At 65.5% G+C, this 17,589-nt stretch carries 16 protein-coding genes and 1 tRNA gene; 9 read left to right on the forward strand and 8 right to left on the reverse strand.

Translation table 11 applies throughout. The features are described from left to right. Positions 1–4 precede the first annotated feature (4 nt). The 8 genes from ACIBW7_RS32830 to ACIBW7_RS32865 all read left to right on the forward strand — a co-directional run bounded on the left by ACIBW7_RS32830 (position 5) and on the right by ACIBW7_RS32865 (position 8,555). Entirely contained in the window at positions 5–895 is an 891-nt protein-coding gene (locus tag ACIBW7_RS32830) for a hypothetical protein (protein ID WP_397053150.1), read from the forward strand. A 21-nt stretch (positions 896–916) separates the two neighbouring features. After that, positions 917–1,819: a hypothetical protein gene (locus tag ACIBW7_RS32835; protein ID WP_397053152.1), complete on the forward strand. Its 903-nt coding sequence runs from the start codon at positions 917–919 to the stop codon at positions 1,817–1,819. Between the two features lie 50 nt (positions 1,820–1,869). Further along, positions 1,870–2,835, forward strand: coding sequence for a DUF2157 domain-containing protein (locus ACIBW7_RS32840; RefSeq protein WP_397053154.1), 966 nt, complete (start codon positions 1,870–1,872; stop codon positions 2,833–2,835). 252 nt (positions 2,836–3,087) lie between these two features. After that, positions 3,088–4,587 (forward strand): CoA-acylating methylmalonate-semialdehyde dehydrogenase, encoded by a 1,500-nt coding sequence (locus tag ACIBW7_RS32845; protein WP_397053156.1) that lies wholly within the window; start codon positions 3,088–3,090, stop codon positions 4,585–4,587. 28 nt (positions 4,588–4,615) lie between these two features. Beyond that, positions 4,616–5,755, forward strand: coding sequence for an acyl-CoA dehydrogenase family protein (locus ACIBW7_RS32850; protein WP_397053158.1), 1,140 nt, complete (start codon positions 4,616–4,618; stop codon positions 5,753–5,755). After that, a complete protein-coding gene (locus ACIBW7_RS32855; RefSeq protein ID WP_397053160.1) occupies positions 5,752–6,831 on the forward strand; it encodes an enoyl-CoA hydratase/isomerase family protein in 1,080 nt (359 codons plus the stop codon). The genes ACIBW7_RS32850 and ACIBW7_RS32855 overlap by 4 nt, the downstream gene beginning before the upstream one ends. After that, positions 6,828–7,724 (forward strand): 3-hydroxyisobutyrate dehydrogenase, encoded by an 897-nt coding sequence (gene mmsB, locus ACIBW7_RS32860; RefSeq protein ID WP_397053162.1) that lies wholly within the window; start codon positions 6,828–6,830, stop codon positions 7,722–7,724. Before ACIBW7_RS32855 ends, mmsB begins: the two co-directional genes overlap by 4 nt. 3 nt (positions 7,725–7,727) lie before the next feature. Next, entirely contained in the window at positions 7,728–8,555 is an 828-nt protein-coding gene (locus tag ACIBW7_RS32865) for an enoyl-CoA hydratase (protein WP_397053164.1), read from the forward strand. Positions 8,556–8,624: 69 nt separating this feature from the next. Here the strand turns inward: ACIBW7_RS32865 and ACIBW7_RS32870 are convergent, their stop codons facing one another. The 3 genes from ACIBW7_RS32870 to ACIBW7_RS32880 form a co-directional block, all read right to left on the reverse strand. Then, positions 8,625–9,455, reverse strand: a complete 831-nt coding sequence (locus ACIBW7_RS32870) for a DUF6159 family protein (RefSeq protein ID WP_397053166.1) — start codon at positions 9,453–9,455, stop codon at positions 8,625–8,627. A 231-nt stretch (positions 9,456–9,686) separates the two neighbouring features. Beyond that, positions 9,687–10,745: an Hsp70 family protein gene (locus ACIBW7_RS32875; RefSeq protein ID WP_397053167.1), complete on the reverse strand. Its 1,059-nt coding sequence runs from the start codon at positions 10,743–10,745 to the stop codon at positions 9,687–9,689. Positions 10,746–10,873: 128 nt separating this feature from the next. Beyond that, entirely contained in the window at positions 10,874–11,422 is a 549-nt protein-coding gene (locus tag ACIBW7_RS32880; RefSeq protein WP_397053237.1) for a MarR family winged helix-turn-helix transcriptional regulator, read from the reverse strand. Between the two features lie 158 nt (positions 11,423–11,580). On the opposite strand from ACIBW7_RS32880, the gene ACIBW7_RS32885 reads away from it, so the two are divergent. Then, positions 11,581–11,655: transfer RNA gene (locus tag ACIBW7_RS32885), tRNA-Cys, on the forward strand. A gap of 104 nt (positions 11,656–11,759) precedes the next feature. On the opposite strand, the gene ACIBW7_RS32890 is transcribed toward ACIBW7_RS32885, so the two are convergent. From ACIBW7_RS32890 to ACIBW7_RS32910, 5 genes are all read right to left on the reverse strand, one after another. Next, entirely contained in the window at positions 11,760–12,809 is a 1,050-nt protein-coding gene (locus tag ACIBW7_RS32890) for an ABC transporter ATP-binding protein (RefSeq protein ID WP_397053169.1), read from the reverse strand. Then, complete coding sequence (locus ACIBW7_RS32895) at positions 12,806–14,359, reverse strand: ABC transporter permease (protein WP_397053172.1); 1,554 nt, start codon at positions 14,357–14,359, stop codon at positions 12,806–12,808. Before ACIBW7_RS32895 ends, ACIBW7_RS32890 begins: the two co-directional genes overlap by 4 nt. Positions 14,360–14,361: 2 nt before the next feature. Further along, positions 14,362–15,381 carry an iron ABC transporter substrate-binding protein gene (locus ACIBW7_RS32900; protein ID WP_397053174.1) on the reverse strand — a complete coding sequence of 340 codons (1,020 nt, stop codon included), beginning with the start codon at positions 15,379–15,381 and terminating at the stop codon, positions 14,362–14,364. A 113-nt stretch (positions 15,382–15,494) separates the two neighbouring features. After that, entirely contained in the window at positions 15,495–16,895 is a 1,401-nt protein-coding gene (locus ACIBW7_RS32905; RefSeq protein WP_397053176.1) for a metallophosphoesterase, read from the reverse strand. A 14-nt stretch (positions 16,896–16,909) separates the two neighbouring features. Further along, positions 16,910–17,566: a hypothetical protein gene (locus tag ACIBW7_RS32910; protein ID WP_397053178.1), complete on the reverse strand. Its 657-nt coding sequence runs from the start codon at positions 17,564–17,566 to the stop codon at positions 16,910–16,912. Positions 17,567–17,589 lie beyond the last annotated feature (23 nt).

Below are 17,589 nucleotides of genomic sequence, written 5' to 3' on the forward strand. Positions count from 1 at the left end.
CGCGATGACCATCGCGGCCGCATTCGCCGCGCTGACAGTGCTGTCGGGTTGCTCCGACGGTGACGCTCCGAAGTCGTCCGGGCCGGAGCAGTTGGTCGGATTGCTGCGCCTCACACCGGGTTCGGTTGCCGGTGACACCGTGACAGGCACCTGGTTCCGGATGGTGCAGCCGGGTGGGACGCCCGAGCGCGGCCCCTATATGCCCAACGGCGACTCCCCGGCGCAGGGCGGTGCGACCACACTGCTCCAGCCGGGCACGGCAGGTGGTCTGCGCACCGGCGGATACCAGAGCGAGCCCAAACCCGGTTTCGCGCAGGGACATTCGCTATCTGCATCGATTACCAAGCCCACCAAATTCTTCGCCGTCGAATTCGGCATCTCCACCAATCCCGTCGATCCGCAGACCCAGCGCGAGGTATCGCCGCCGTCGGTGGTGAACGACGGCGGGAAACTGACCGCGAATCTGTCCTCGTGGGCCGCCTCCTGGAACGACCAGGAGTTCAACCAGGGGGCGCCGAAGCCGCCGGAGAAGCAGGGGGCCCAAGTCGCGGGGGCGCAGCAGGTGCAGAAGGTGTGGGACTGGGTCGGTCAGCAGTGGTTCGACCGGCCGAAATCCGATGCGGCCCAAGGCCCGCCCGCCACCGGCACCTACGACCCGGGCACTCGCAAATACACCCTGCAGTGGACGAGCTTGATCGTTGGCGGTCCGTTCAACGGTTTCACGGGTGTCTGGCACCTCGAAGGCGTCTTCGAACCCGACGCCGCGGCACCGGGAGCACCGCCCACAGCAAACGCGCCGTCGACACCAGTTTCGCCGACCGCGCCCGCAACATTGGTCTCGCCCGCCCCGCCGGCTTCATCGGAATCGACTTCGCCTGCGGCGCCGACACATTAGATACGACAGGAGCACGGTCCGATGACTTCTCGCAGCACGACCCGGCCTGCGGTCGCCACTGCCATCCGGGCGGTCGCCGCACTGACCGTAATCGGTAGCGCTGTCGCGGTGACCGCATTGACGGTGCGCGATGACGATGAGGTCGCCACGGTGGTGGTCCAGCAGGAACAGCCCGCCGCGGGTCGATCTGCGGCCACCCCTGCGCCGACATCGGCGGCGCCGTCGACATCCGCCGCACCTGCTGCTGCGCCAGCAGCCGTCGGTGCCCCCGCGGCAGCGGTTCCACTCGGCGCGGCAGGCGTACCCGCCGCGGTCGCGATCGGTCCCGCAGGCAATGCCCCGGCATCCGGCCCCGCGGCCTCGGTCCCGCTCGGTGACACTCCCGGAGTCGGACCGGCAACGTCGATCCCACTGGGCGCAGGCAGTCCGTTCGCGGCCCCCGCCGTCAATACCCAACCCGCCTGCCCGCTCGGCTGGCCCGCGCCGAAACAACAGGGCGGCCTCGCCTCGCTCATCGGCCTCGCCCCCTTGGCCGGCCCGTTTTCCTCCGAAGCCTTCGCGCTCGGCTCGGTCTACCAGCCGATACTGCAATTGGTCGGCCCCGTCCTCGCCGAAATCGCACCGGTGATAGCGCAATACCAGCCACTCATCGATCCGTTGATCACCCAGGTGCAGGGTGTGGAAGCCGTTGTGCTGCAAGCAATCCTGCCCTACTACGGCCCCTACCGCGATCAGCTCATCGCCGCCGAAGGCGACCTGGCCAAGGCACTCACCCCGATCCTGACCAATATCTACAACGGCGAAATCGCCTCCTGCTTCGTCGCCTGGCAGGGTCAGATCATCGAGCAGGCCAAAGGCGGCCCGATCGAGGTCGCCTCACTTGCGCATCCCGGCACGGTGGTGGAACTCGGCCCGGAGCGCTGAGTTGGCATGGAGCAGTTAACGACTGCCGATGTACCGGCCATACTCGATACATGGGGATTCAAGATCGGTCGGGGGCGGCCTTACGGCGGCTGGTCGACGAAGGCATATTGACCGAAGACCAGCGCGATGCGGTCGCGAAGGCACTGGCGGCTGAGCGGACGAAGCCCGAGTCGCCGGGCAGGCTACTCGCCGAGATCGCCGCCTATATCGGCGCTGGTTCGATGTTGGGCGGGCTCGCCCTATTACTCGCGTCTTCCTGGGATGACCTGCAGCGGATCGGCCGCATCGTCATCTTCGGGCTGGTGTCGGTCGGTCTCGCTCTCGGCGGGATCGCGCTGGCCGGTGGCATCGCCGGATTGTTCACGCGTACAACGGTTGCGCGCACATCCCGCTCGCGGCTCGCCACGGTGCTCTTCGCGCTCGCATCCGTATCGGTTGCCGTGACGGTGGGGTCGATCTTCGAAGGCGGCAACTCCGACAATGCCTTCGTCTGCGCATGTATCGCGGGTCTTGTGGTGGCCGTACTCGGTTACTCGGCCTTGCCATCGGTCATCGGCATCTTCGCCGCGGCCTGGTACAGCGTTGTTCTGGTCCTGGTGGTGCTCGACGAGGTCTTCGATGTCGAGGAGGTCTGGGTCGGCGTCGGCCTGCTCGCCCTCGGCGGGATCTGGTTCGCGCTCACCGGGTTCGGCTTGATCGTCGAAAACTGGTCGGGATATGTCGTCGCGATCCTCATCGCGGACGCGGGTGCGGTGACCCTCGACACCAGTCCGGGGCACTGGGGGTTCGTACCGACCGCGCTGGTAGCCGTCGTTTGTTTTGTCCTGTATGCGACCCAACGTTCGACGATCCTGGTGATCGGCGGCAGCGCGACGTTCGCGCTCGCCGTCGGCATGGCGGTCGCCACTCGGTTCGATGGCGAAGTCGGGGTAATGGTCGCGATCGTGATTGGTGGCGCGGTGGTGCTCGCCGTCGGCGCACTACTGCTCACCCGCTCCTCGAAGCCCTCCGCCTGACATGCCGTCCATCGCTGGACCCGCAGGCTGGTGCGTACCAAGGGCTGAGCTGCATGAATTGCGCCCGCCGCATCGCGCCGTCGGTGACTGCCCACTGCTCACGGAGTCCTCCGCCTGACCGCAGCCGGTCCGGCTGATTGCTCGGTGGTTGCCGTGGGATGAGTCACACTGCCTATATTTACTTGGACATCCAACTATAGGATGTCTATAGATCGCGCGATGCGCGGCGTCCACTACAAGAACAGGACTGGCATGGTTCGCGAACTCACTCACTACATCGGCGGACAACATGTCGCCGGGGCCTCGGGCAACTTCGCCGATGTCTTCGATCCGAATACCGGCCAGGTGCAGGCGCGGGTGCCGCTGGCGAGTAAGTCCGAGGTCGATGCCGTCATCGCGAATGCGGCCGAGGCGCAGCAGGTGTGGGCCGCGTTCAACCCGCAGAAGCGGGCCAGGGTGCTGATGAAGTTCCTGACGCTCGTGCAGGACGAGATGGATTCCCTTGCAGCGCTGCTGTCTGCCGAACACGGCAAGACCATCCCCGACGCCAAGGGTGATATCCAGCGCGGTATCGAGGTCATCGAATTCGCGGCGGGTATTCCGCATCTGCTCAAGGGTGAGTACACCGAGAGCGCGGGCACCGGCATCGACGTCTACTCGATGCGTCAGCCGCTCGGTGTAGTCGCGGGCATCACCCCGTTCAACTTCCCGGCCATGATTCCGCTGTGGAAGGCCGGACCGGCGCTGGCGTGCGGAAATGCCTTCGTGCTCAAGCCGTCCGAGCGCGACCCCTCGGTGCCGCTGCGGCTGGCCGAACTGTTCCTCGAGGCGGGTCTGCCCGCGGGCGTGTTCAATGTGGTCAACGGCGATAAGGAAGCCGTCGACGCGATTCTGCACTCGCCGACCGTCAAGGCCGTCGGCTTCGTCGGCTCCACCCCGATCGCGCAGTACATCTACGAGACCGCGACCGCGAATGGCAAGCGCGCACAGTGCTTCGGCGGTGCCAAGAACCACGCGATCGTGATGCCGGACGCCGACCTCGACGATGTCGCCGACCAGCTCATCGGCGCGGGCTACGGCTCGGCGGGCGAGCGCTGTATGGCCATCTCGGTTGCCGTGCCGGTCGGCCAGGAGACCGCGGATCGCCTGCGCGAGAAGCTGATCGAGCGGATCGCCAAGCTGAATGTCGGGCGCTCCGACGATGCCGGTGCCGATTTCGGCCCACTGGTCACCAAGGATGCGCTCGGCCGGGTCGAGAATTACGTCCAGATCGGCGTCGATGAGGGGGCCGATCTGGTCATCGATGGCCGCGGCCTCGCGGTCGACGGCGGCGAAGGCGGGTACTTCACCGGCGCAACGCTTTTCGACAATGTCACCCGGGAAATGCGGATCTACAAGGAAGAGATCTTCGGCCCGGTGCTTGCGATCGTGCGGGCCAAGGATTACGACGAAGCGCTGGCCCTGCCCAACGAGCACGAATACGGCAATGGTGTCGCGATCTTCACCCGCGACGGCGATACCGCACGGGATTTCGCCGCCCGCGTACAGGTCGGCATGGTCGGCATCAATGTGCCGATTCCGGTGCCGATCGCGTATCACACCTTCGGCGGCTGGAAGCGCTCCGGATTCGGCGATCTGAACCAGCACGGTCCGGATTCGATTCGCTTCTACACCAAGACCAAGACCGTTACCCAGCGCTGGCCGTCCGGGCTGAAGGACAGCAACCACTTCGTCATTCCGACGATGGACTGAATAGCCCACGGACGGGAGGTCGACGATCGTGTTCGCGCTGAATGACGACGAGCGCGCCATTACCGAAATGGCGCGCGACTTCGCCGACGAGTACCTCGCCCCGAACGCCCTGGAATGGGATGAGCAGAAGCACTTTCCAGTGGATGTGCTGCGCAAGGCGGGTTCGCTCGGCATGGGGGGCATCTATATCGGCGAGGATGTCGGTGGCTCCGGACTGCGCAGGCTCGATGCCGTGCGCATCTTCGAACAACTGGCCACCGGCTGCCCCGCCATCGCGGCGTATATCTCCATCCACAACATGGTTGCCTGGATGATCGATAACTACGGCAATGCCGAGCAGCGCAACCATTGGCTGCCCCGGCTGACCTCGATGGAATGGCTCGGCAGCTACGCGCTCACCGAGCCGGGCGTCGGATCGGATGCGGCAGCCTTGAGTACCAAGGCCGTTCGCGACGGTGACGACTACTTGCTCACCGGGGTAAAGCAATTCATCTCCGGCGCGGGCAGCACCGACGTGTACGTCATCATGGCTCGCACCGGCGATGCGGGTGCGCGCGGGATTTCGGCATTCGTCGTTCCGGCCGACACCCCGGGAATTTCCTTCGGTGCCAACGAGAAGAAGATGGGCTGGAATGCCCAGCCCACTCGTCAGGTGATTCTGGAAAACGCCAGGGTGCCCGCCGCCAATATGCTCGGCGTCGAGGGCAATGGCTTCCGCATTGCCATGAACGGGCTCAACGGCGGGCGACTCAATATCGCCGCCTGCTCGTTGGGTGGCGGCCAGGCGGCGCTCGAGAAATCCGTGGCGTACCTGGCTCAGCGCAAGGCATTCAACAGCCGACTGCTGGACAACCCGGCATTGCAATTCCAGCTCGCGGATATGCGTACCTCGCTGGAGGCGGCGCGGACCCTGCTGTGGCGGGCCGCGGCCGCGCTGGATGCCGATGCCGACGACAAGGTCGAATTGTGCGCCATGGCAAAGCGATTCACGACCGACGCCGGATTCGAAGTCGCGAATAAGGCGCTGCAAATGCACGGCGGTTACGGATACCTGGCCGAATACGGCGTGGAAAAGATCGTCCGCGATCTGCGGGTGCACCAGATCCTGGAGGGCACCAACGAAATCATGCGGGTGGTCGTCGCCCGCTCGGTGGTAGGAGCAGCATGACCGAATCCGAAGTTCTCATCGATAAGCGCGACGGACTCGGTCTGATCACGTTGAACCGGCCCAAGGCCATCAATGCGCTGAATCATCCGATGGCCCTTGCTATTTCCGCCGCACTGCAGGTGTGGGCGGATGACGACGAGGTGCGCACCGTCGTCGTCACCGGCGCGGGGGAGCGCGGGCTCTGCGCGGGCGGCGATATTGTCGCCATCCACCGTGACGCGACCGCACTGAATGGTGGCTCCCCGGCCGGTGCCGCCGATGCGGATTCGGCCACCGGCATGTTCTGGCGCGACGAGTACATCCTCAATGCCCTGATCGGCCGCTACCCGAAGCCGTATGTGGTGGTCATGGACGGCATCGTGATGGGTGGCGGCGTAGGTCTTTCCGGCCACGGCAGCCACCGTATCGTCACCGAGCGCTCCAAGATCGGTATGCCGGAGGTCGGCATCGGCTTCATTCCGGATGTCGGTGGCACCTACCTGCTCGCCCGCACGCCGGGCGAAATCGGCACGCACGTCGCACTGACCACCGCGCGGATGAGCGCCGGTGACGCCATTGCCGCGGGTTTCGCCGATTACTACGTGGCCTCGGAACATATTCCGGCACTGCTGGAAACGCTGCGGACCGAGTCCGCCGAGATCGCCATCGCCAAATTCGCCACGGACGCACCGGAATCCGAGCTGGTCGCCCAGCAGGACTGGATCGATGGCTGCTACAGCGCCGACACCGTCGAGGAGATCGTCGATCGGTTGCGGACGCACGGGTCGCCGGAGGCTGCCAAGGCGGCGACCGAACTGCTCGCTAAATCGCCCGTGGCACTGAAGGTGACGTTGCGTTCGCTGCGTGCGGCCCGTGCCGCGAACAGCCTCGAGGCGGTGCTGAACGAGGAGTACCGGGTGTCCATCGCCGCGCTGGCCTCGCACGATCTGGTCGAAGGCATCCGCGCGCAGGTGATCGATAAGGACCGCAATCCGCGGTGGTCGCCCGCGACGCTCGCCGATGTCACCGCCGAGCAGGTCGACGCGTACTTCGTCGAATTGGGCGATAAGGAACTGGGTTTGGAGGCAAACAAGTGACGAAGAAGATCGGTTTCCTCGGCCTCGGCCATATGGGCGGGCCGATGGCCGCGAATCTGGTCGAGGCCGGATATGACGTGCTGGCGTTCGATCCGGTCCCCGCCGCACAGGAGCAGGCGCGCAAAGACGGTGCCACCGTGGTGGATTCGGCCACTGCGGCCGCCGCGGGGCGCGATGTCGTGATCACCATGCTGCCCAATGGCAAGCTCGTCCTCGACGTCTACGCCGATCTGCTCTCCGCCGCGGATCCGGGCACCCTGTTCATCGACTGCTCCACCATCGATGTCGCCGACGCCAAGGTGGCCGCTGCCCGTGCCGTCGATGCGGGTCATCGTGCACTGGACGCCCCGGTCTCCGGTGGTGTCGCGGGTGCCGCGGCGGGCACGCTCACCTTCATGGTCGGCGGCACCGAGGCCGACTTCGCCGATGCGTTCGACGTGCTCGAGGTGATGGGCGGCAAGGTCGTGCACTGTGGTGGCTCCGGTGTCGGCCAGGCCGCGAAGATCTGCAACAACATGCTGCTCGGCATTTCGATGATCGGCCTGTCCGAGGCCTTGGTGCTGGGCGAGAAGCTGGGCCTGAGTCACCAGTCGTTCTTCGATGTGGTCTCGACCGCATCCGGCCAGAGTTGGGCGCTGACCAGCTACTGTCCGGTTCCGGGTCCCGTGCCGACCAGCCCCGCGAACAACGACTACCAGCCCGGTTTCGCCACCGCATTGATGACCAAGGACCTGGGCCTGGCCGCGAATGCCCTGCGCGATAACGACGTCGACGGCCAGCTCGGCGTGCTCGCCGCCGAGATCTACACCCGGTTCAACCAGTCGCAGGCCGGTAAGGACTTCTCCGCTATCGTCACCGATATCCGTGACCGTTCCGATCAAGAGGGTGTCTGAAAAATGGATGCATCGCGAAGCGATTCCGTGGGCAGTGGTGGTCGGGCGGCGGGAGAACCCGACTTCGAGACGATTCTGCTGGAGCGCAAGGGCCGGGTCGGCTGGATCACGCTGAACCGCCCGAAGGCGCTGAACGCGCTGAACGCGCAGGTCCTCGACGATGTCATCGCCGCGCTCGACGAACTCGAGCACGATGACGCGATCGGCGCCGTCGTCATCACCGGTTCGGAGCGGGCCTTCGCGGCCGGTGCCGATATCAAGGAGATGCAGCCCAAGTCGTACATGGACATGTTCATGAACGACTACTTCGCCCGCTGGGACCGGCTGGCACAGTTCCGCAAGCCCACCATCGCCGCCGTCGCCGGTTACGCCCTCGGCGGTGGCTGTGAGCTGGCCATGATCTGCGACATCCTGCTCGCCGCCGACAACGCGAAATTCGGTCAGCCCGAAATCAAGCTCGGCGTCATCCCGGGCATCGGCGGCTCGCAGCGCCTGACCCGCGCCATCGGCAAGGCCAAGGCCATGGATCTGGTGCTCACCGGTCGAAATATGGATGCCGAGGAGGCAGAGCGCGCCGGCCTCGTATCCCGCATCGTGCCCGCCGCAGAACTGCTCGATACCGCACTCGAGGTCGCCGAAACCATCGCCTCGATGTCGTTGCCGGTCACCATGATCGCCAAGGAAGCCGTGGACCGCTCCTTCGAAACCACCCTCGCCGAGGGCCTGCGCTTCGAACGCCGAGTCTTCCACTCGCTCTTCGCAATCGACGATCAGAAGGAAGGTATGAGCGCCTTCGTCGAGAAGCGTCCGGCGAAGTTCACCAACAGCTAGCGTTGCCAGCGCTGACGCATAGCACTGTGCCCGGCCGAGTGAATCTCGGCCGGGCACAGGTGTATTCGATCAGCGGCGGCCACGTCGCCGGAACGACTGCGACAGATCCGCCGTGGCGAACGCGACCGGCGCGCTGCCATCGACGCTGTACCGGTACAGCGCCGTCTGGTAGATGCCCGACAGCGCGGACACGATAACCCCGGTCGCCATGAGCCATGCGATGCCGAGCGCGATCACTGCCAGCCCGGCGACCGCATCCGTACCCGTACCGAGCATCAGGAATCCGACGAACATCACCAGAATGCCCGGCAGGGCGAACAGCAAGCCGAACAATCCGAGCCCGGCATTGCCTGCCAGATTCTCCCCCCAGGTCCGCTTCAGAGCCGCCGACGAATCCTTCACCGCCGCAACCACATTACGATCCTCCAGCACAATCTTCGGCAACACCAAGAACGTCACCACCTGCCATGCCGTCCCAGCGATAGCGGCCAAGATCATCCCGAGAAACGGCACCCGATCCTGCAGCCACCGCAACGCCTGCGACACCGTAGCCGAAATCACCGCCCACACCAGAATCTGCGGCGATCGCGCCCCCGCCGCCCGCAGCCCCTCGGCCACATCGGGGTCCCCACCCTGCAACGCAACATTCGCCTGCGAGATCAATGCCGCATTGAAGAAAATCGTGACGAACGCAGAGACCAGATACATCAGCCCGAACAGCACATAGGTCATCGTCGATGACTTGTGCCAGACATCATTGGCAATGATCGGCACAATGAATGTCGCGGCCACCAGGACGCTCGCGACCGCCGAGAACACCGGAAAAACCGCCAATTCTTTACGTGACTTCAGTACCGCAGCCGACGTCTTGAACATCTGCCACGAGGTTGCGAACGCCATTCCTACCTCCAAGACCATCCGATCGATTGCGTCCACAATCGGTCGAGCCCCCTAAGAACCCCTTGCTGACTCCTTAAAAGGCGCCGTCAGTCCTCGCATTCCAGGTCACGACCTCGCCCAGGTTGCACGTTCTGTGCGATATGCGTGACCGTCAGCGGCAGGCGATCAGCGAGTAGGAGGCTATGACGTGGCGCAGCCCGAGGAGATTCTCCAGGGCGCTCGCAACCAGGTTCAGTTGAAGGACGTCACTGGGATTCCCGCGACTTCGACGGGGGTCGGCGCGTTGACACCACCGGGTGGCTGAGCGGCACTGTGGTCCATGGCGAGCAGTCCGGCGATCGTCGCGCCCAATGCGATCGTAACCGCAACGGCGGCAATGAGTTTGCGGCGGCCGGTGGTGGTCGGCACCAATGAACCGGTCAGCGCTCCGCTGCGTAAGCGCGCCATGCGCACATCGCCGTTGGGACGTTCCGCGGCAAGCAATACCGCCCCGCGGGCCGAAACGTATTCGGGCTCCTCGTCGTAGATGACCGGGAGTTCGATCATTTCGGACAATTCTTCGCGGATATCGGGGTTGCGGGTGCAGCCGCCCAGCAAGATCAGAGCTTCCGGTTGGATGCCGGTTTCCTCGATCAGTTGGCGGACGAATGATGCGGAGTGGTGGATGCCCGCGGCGCACAGTTCGGCTAGGTCGCTGCGGGTGACTACGGCGCGTCCGCCGGAACTGGTGTCCATGGCGGTGATTACCCGAGCGCTGCTGAGTTCTTCGCGATGCCTGCGGCTGGTGAGTTTGTCGGTGAGTACACCGCCGCGGGCCAATTGCCAGCGCAGCAGTGCGTCGTAGCCGTCGCCGCCGAGTACCGTGCTGTGTTTGCTGGACAGGATGGTGTCGGTGCGGCAGTCGGCGTGGGTGATGGTCAGGCCGGAGCTGCCGAGGTCGTAGAGGATGACCGAGCCGGTGGTGGGCAGGCATCCGGTGAAGCGCAGGTAGCGCAGCTGGGCCAGTGGTTCGTCGACGATGGTGAGCCGAGTGCGGCCCGCGGTGGTGCGGATGACGTCGGCGTGCAGCGGGCAGCGGCAGGTCACGGCGGTTCCGGTGATGAGTTCGTCGCGCCGGTCGGCGGCCGCGCGCATCTGGCGGATCGCCTCGAAGACCGGTTCCTCGACCCCACCACCCGCCCGACGCGGCACCTGGCATCGATCGATCGGGGGGAGATGCGGCTGATCGGAATGCGTCAGCATCGCGCGGGCACCACCAGCGCCCGCCGATACCCCCAAGACCAGCACCATGGATTCCATGGTGGACCCTTTCGCCTCTGCTGCCAAGAAGACGGGGCGGGAAATTCGCTAGTTGGATGCCAGACCGTTACCGGGCGATCGTCCGCGCAGTGTAAAGACCGACCGGTTGGGGTTTTTGGCTACTGCTCGTGCGCCGACCATCGGGCCGGCTCATCGCCGGTGTCGAAGTCCCCTGCGGCATGGCGAAATTCCGCGAGCAGCTGCAGCAGCGTGTGCAGCCGATCCGGCGGAAGGCCGGGAATCGAGAAGACTTTCGCGTTGAGTTCCTTGGTTGCCTCGGCGACCAATTCCCTTCCGGCGGAGGTGATTTCGATCAGAGTGGCACGTCGATCGCTGGGGTGCGGCACCCGCTCGACGAGCTCGGCTGCTTCGAGTCGATCGACGGTATTCGTCACGCTGGTCGGGTGCACTTGCAGTCGCGCACTGGCCTTCGCCATGGGCAGTGCACCCGTCTTGCTGAAAGCAAGCAGCATGAGAAGTTCATAGCGAGAGAATGTCAGACCGGTCGGTTTCAGGGCTTCGTCCACCCGAGCCATCACGATTTGCTGGGCGCGAACCAGTGAGGTCACCGTCGCCATTCCGTCGGCGAAATCGCCCCAGCCGTGGCCGACCCATTGACGATGGGCCTCCTCGATCGGATCAATCGGAAGTGGACGTGGCCGCGACATGGTCTTGATCATTCCACGTTCCGCCGCCGCTCCGGATCTTCTCCCGATGGGTGAGCGCCGCAGCAGTCACATTCCGGAGATTCGGGCGTCATCAGTTCGGATCACACTGAGTGCAAACGTGGGCATTCCGATGCGGCGACGGCAATATTCATTGTGAGGCGGGCGTGGCTGAGTGGTTGAGGCAACGGTCTGCAAAGCCGTTTACGCGGGTTCAATTCCCGCCGCTCGCTCCAAAAATGAGGGTGCCTTCGCCGGCGACTGCTTGCTGGTCGCTCGCAATGGTCTGCCATGGTGCCCGGCCCGGTGACACGCCACCGCCGGGTCGGGTGTCCGTGGTTCAGGCCGCGTCATAGGCCACGGCGTTGCCGAGCACCTCCAGACGGACGCGCTCGCCCGCGGTAGGCGCCGCAACGCTGGCCCGGCGTACCCGCACCGGATCGACATCGCCGTCGAGCGCGATGGTCAGCATCACATCCGCCCCGCGGAACTCCACATCGTGCACGATCCCACTACTCGCCTCGCTATCCGAAACCACCTGCGCTACAAGCTGTTCCGGACGGATCATGATGGTCGTCGACCCGGTCGGCGCGGACTTCTGTACCGGAACCCGGCCGAGCGCGCATTTGGCCACATCGCCGTCGACCACCGCATCGAGCAGCACACAATCACCGAGGAATTTGGCGGTGAACAGATCGGTGGGCGCGGCGTAGACCTCTTCCGGTGCGCCGACCTGGGTGAATACCCCCTCGCGCATGACCGCGACCTGTTCGGCGAAGCAGAGCGCTTCCTCCTGGTCGTGAGTGACCAAGATGCTGGTCATGCCTGCCGCCCGCAGCGTCTCGGCAACGGCCTGCCTGGTGGTGGCTCGTAGCCCGGCATCGAGTGCGCTGAACGGCTCGTCCAGCAGCATCACATCGGGTTTGCGGGCAAGAGCACGCGCGAGCGCCACGCGCTGCTGCTGGCCGCCGGAGAGCTGATGGGGGCGCCGGTCGGCGTAGGACGGATCGAGCGAGACCATCTCCAGCAGCTCGTTCACCCGATTCCGACCGCGCCGCCGTCCGCAGAATCCGTTGTGCAGACCGTAGGCGATGTTCTGACCGACGGTCAGATGCGGGAACAGCGCGCCGTCCTGCGCGACGTAACCGACATTGCGCCGCTGCGGCGGCACCGAAAACCGGTCGCGGGTCACGGTTTCCGTACCGATCGCGACCGAACCCGTATCCGGCGCCTCGAATCCGGCGATCACCCGCAAGAGCGTGGTCTTTCCGCACCCCGATGAGCCGACCACCGCGGTCGAACTGCCGTTCGGCACTTCGAGATCGATCCCGCCGAGTACCCGGTGGTGGCCGAATGTCTTCGAAACGTCCGCCACGACAAGCCGACTCATAACCCGGCCGCCTTCCTGGATTGGGTGAACAGCAGATACGTCACCGGCACGGCCGCGACGATCATGATGAGTGCATAGGGCGCGGCCGCGGCGTAGTCCAATTCGCCCGACAGCGACCAGAATCGCATCGCCAGTGTGCGAGTTCCGCTGGGCGCCAACAGCAATGTCGCGGTCAATTCGGTCGCCACCGCAACGAATACCAGCGCACCGGCGGAGGCCGCGGCGGGCGCGGTCAACCGCAGCGTGACACGCAGGAAGGTGATCGGCCCCGACTGACCGAGCGAGCGCGACACTTCCTCCAGCCCGACCGGCACCTGCGCCAGCCCGGCCCGCACGCTGACCAGCGCCCGCGGCAGAAACATCAGCACATAGGCGGCTACGACCATGGTCACCGTCTGATAGAGCGGCGGCGCCCACCGAATGGTGACCGTCACCATGGCCAGCGCGATCACAATGCCCGGCAGCGAACTCGTAATGTAATTGGCGCCCTCCACCATTCGGGCGAAGGCCGATGTCGAGCGCACCGCAATCCAGGCCACCGGGAATGCGCACAGCGTGGTGAGCAGCGCGGCCATCGCCGCAAGGGCGATGGTCTGTCCGAGCGCCGTGCCGATCTCGGTGTAATCCCAGACCTGCGCACCGCCGATGCGCAGCCAGCGCACTATGGTCCACAGCGGCACGCCGATCGAGCCGACGACCACCGCGGCCAAAGCAACCAGAACCGGAATCATGCTGGGCCCCAACGCAATCCGGGCAGCCGCCCGAGGCGCACCGCTGCCGATCCTGGCGTAACGCGCCTTACCGCGTGCCCCCGCCTCGGCCGCGAGCAACACCAGACAGCACAGCACCAGCACACCGGCCAGCATGCTGCCCGCCGGACCGGCGAAACTGGATTGATACTGCTCGAAGATCGCGGTCGTGAAGGTGTCGAACCGGATCATCACGAATGCGCCGTATTCGGCGAGCAGATGCAGCGAGATGAGCAGTCCGCCGCCGAGAATCGCCAATCGCAACTGCGGCAGGACGATTCGGCTGAAGACCGCGACCGGACCGGAACCCAGCGCACGCGCCGATTCCTCCACTGCCGGATCGAGACGGCGCAGTGTGGCCGCCGCGGGCAGATACACCAGCGGGAAATACGACATGGTGGAGATCACCACACCCGCCCACAGCCCGTGCATGGTCGGGAAGACGCTGACCCAGCCGTAGCTGTTCACGAATGCGGGCACAGCGAGTGGTGCCGCGAATACCGGCCCCCACCACGCCGCGCCCGGCACATTCGTCCGCTCCACCACCCAGGCCAGTCCGACTCCCAGCACCACACAGATCGGGACGGTGACGATCACCAGCCCGACCGTATTGCGCAGCAGATCACCGACTCTCGGGCGGAAAACCAATTCCGCCGCCTCGTGCAGACCGGTGGAGAAGACGGTGGACACGATGTAGCCGAGCGGCACGAACGTCGCCGCCACCAATAGCAGCGCGACGGTCGTGACGAGTGGCCCGGGTCTTCCGACCCGGGGTGCGGCGACAGCGGTCCGGACGGCCATGACTAGAGCAGACCCGCCTCGGTCATCAGCGCCGTCACCTTCTTGGCATCGAGCTTGCTCGGATCGACGGCCGGCGCCTGCAACGAGGCCAGCGACGGCAGTGCCGGATTGGCCGCGACATCACTGGCGACCGGGTACTCCAACGAGGTGCCGTCGCGCAGGATCTCCTGGCCGGCCTTGGAGGTGATGAACTCCAGGAACTTCTGCGCCGACTCCTGCTTTTTGCTCGACTTCAGCACGCCGCCACCGGAAACCGAGACGAAGGCGCCCGGATCCTGGTTCTTGAAGTAGTGCAGCGCGGTGTGGCCGCTGCTCTCCTTGGTGTTGGCCTGATCGCGGTACCAGTAGTAGTGGTAGATCACGCCGCCGTCGGGCTGACCGGAGTCGACCGCCTTCATGGTGGCGACATTGTTCGGGAATGCGGTGGCGTTGTCCTTCATGCCCTTGAGCCATGCCTTGGTGGCGTCCTCGCCCTCGAGCGCGAGCAGCGCCGCCACGATGGCCTGGAAGTCGGCGCCGGAAACGCCCGCGCCCCAGCGGCCCTTCCACTGCGGCTGCGCCAGATCGAGCAGCGACGCGGGCAGCTGGTCGGCCGCGATCCTATCCTTGTTATAGACGAAAACCGTTGAGCGGGCGGCGATCCCGGTCCACTTCCCGGTGGATGGGCGGAACTGCGCGGGCACCTGGTCCAGCGTCTTCTTATCGACATCGGCGAACAGTCCGGCATTCTCCACCAGCGCCATGGCGGGGGAGTTCTCGGTCAGGAAGACATCGGCGGGGGAGGCCGCGCCCTCGGCGACCAACTGGTTGCCGAGTGCGGTGTCACCGCCCTGACGCAGCGTGACCTTGATGCCGGTCTCCTTGGTGAACGCGTCCACCCATTCCTTGGTCAGGGATTCGTGCTGGGCGTTGTAGACGGTGATCTCGTTCTTGTCGTCCGAGGAATTCGAACAGGCCGTCACGCCGAGCGCCGCGACAGCGACAGCCAGCGCTGCGGAAATCGCTTTCCATCTGATCGACATGTTCGAGTCCTTCCGACGTGCAAGGTTCCACTTCATATGATGAGGCTTACCTAAGCAAGATACCGCGTCCGAACTGGGGCGACGGTATCGGTACGGCTGCGACGGCGGCCCGGTCAGGACAGGCCCGAGAAGTCCCGCAGCACAACGTGATTGCGGTCGGTGAAGGTGCCGAGCGTGTAGTCCGGCAGCAGGCCGAAGTATTCGCCCCGGGTGGTCGCACTCCAGCGGCGGGCGGCCGCGGTGCGGGTCTTATAGAAGTTGATCATGTACCCGCCCTCGAACAGGCGCAGCAGGCTGTAGCCGCCCGGATACTCCTTGACCGCGGCGACTTCGAGGAATTCCACCGCGGCACCGGTGTCGGGCCGGGTGCGACGGTTGCGGTGGGTATGGCCACTGTGCTGCAGGAATACGCCGGGGACGCGCTCGTAGAGCGTCTGGAGTTCGATGCTGTCCGGGCGGTTGAGGACGAAACCCGGTCCGGCGGTATTGGTCAGACCGGATTCGATGGTCACCGGGTGATGTCCGAAGACCAGCGTCGGGCGGTCCGGATCTTCGCGAAGCAGCTCGCCGAGCCGGTCGAATTGCGGGCGTTCGATGCTGCCGCCCGAACCGTCGAGTTCGCTGGTGTCCAGGCCGATCAGCCGCAGGCCGCCCAACTCGTGCCCGATCAATTGCTGGCGCGGATTGAATTGCTCTGCCCAGCAATCGTAACGATCCGCAGGTGCGGGGATGCAGCTCTGATATTCCGAGCCCATGTGCGGACGGTCGTGATTGCCACGCACGGCGAGGTAGTCGCGGCCCTGTGCGCCCCAGGCGTCCAGGTGCCTGCGAACCGAGCGCGATTGCTCCGGCTTTGCCTCGGCGGTGAGATCGCCCGCGATGAGCAGGACGTCGGCGGCGCGGTCGGGGCGGCGCAGGTCATCGAGCATGGCCGCGAGCATTACCTCCGGGTAGGGCGGCAGGCCGGGCTCCTGCCGGAAACCCGGCGGCAGGTTGTCGACGACGAGGCCGCTGACCTGCTCGCCGTAGTGCACGTCATTGGCGAGTGCGACGGTGCGCAGCGGACGGCCGGGCGGCGGTGTCAGGGTGGTGAATTCGCCGCTGGATTCCGGACTTCCGGGAATGCGAGTGGCCAGCGAGAGCGCGGGGACAGCGCGGACGCCGTTCGACCATGCCTCGAATCGGTAGGGACGGCCTGGTTCGAGACCGTCGATCTCCGCATAGTGGAACGGGGTGCGCTCGTCCTCGGCATAACAGGTGGCCGGCGATGAATCGGCAGGACCCAGGCGCACTTCGGCGTCCGTGTCGACCGGCAGCAGTCGGCCGCTCGGATCCGGGGCCACCGTCGTCCAGGTGAGAATCACCGATCGATCGGTGACCGTGACGACCTCCAGATCGGTCGCGAAGAGCGGATTCGGTTGGGCCCGAACCGAACCCGGGTCCGCGAGGCTCGCGAGCGTGGCCAGCCCGATGGCGCTGAGGAAGGTCCGGCGCGACGGTCCGCAGCAGCTCATCCGACGAGATTACGTCAGTTCTTACCCGACTCCGCCGAGCAGACCTTCCACGTCCCGTCTTCCTTGCGTAGGTGTTCGGTGGTGCCCGTATCGGTATCCGGGGTCTCACCCGGGAGGGTCAGCGTGAGTTTGCCGGTGATCCGGGCCGTCGCACGGTCACCAGTGATGACGATGTCATCGATCTTGTCGATATCGACCTCGACCTTGGCGGTATCGAATTCCTTCCTCTGCTCCTCGGACAGCGTGTCGAATTCGGCACGGTCGGCCGCGCACGTCTTGGCGGCCGCGGCGGCGAACCCGTGCGACCCGAGCGTGTCGTAGAAGTCGTGGATGGCCACCTCGATCTTCTTCTCGTCCGAGGCGAGCGGCGTCTTGCCCTGCACGGTCAGCACCACGCCCGCGGCGACCGCACCCGCTATGACGAGCACCAGTACCAACAGGCCGATGATCAGCCCGGTCCTGCGCTTCTTCGGCGGCGGATACCCCGGCTGCTGATAACCGCCAGGCGGCGGATACCCCTGCTGCGGTCCATATCCCGGACCACCCGGCGGCGGATAACCACCCTGCTGCGGATATCCCGACCCACCCTGCTGCGGATAGCCATACGGCTGCTGCCCCGGCCCCTGCGGCGGCTCTCCGAACGGCGGTTGCCCACCCGGTGGATATGTCATCGTCCCGTCCTCCCGCTCACCCC

The organism is Nocardia sp. NPDC049526 (assembly GCF_044465765.1).
GTDB lineage: Bacteria > Actinomycetota > Actinomycetes > Mycobacteriales > Mycobacteriaceae > Nocardia.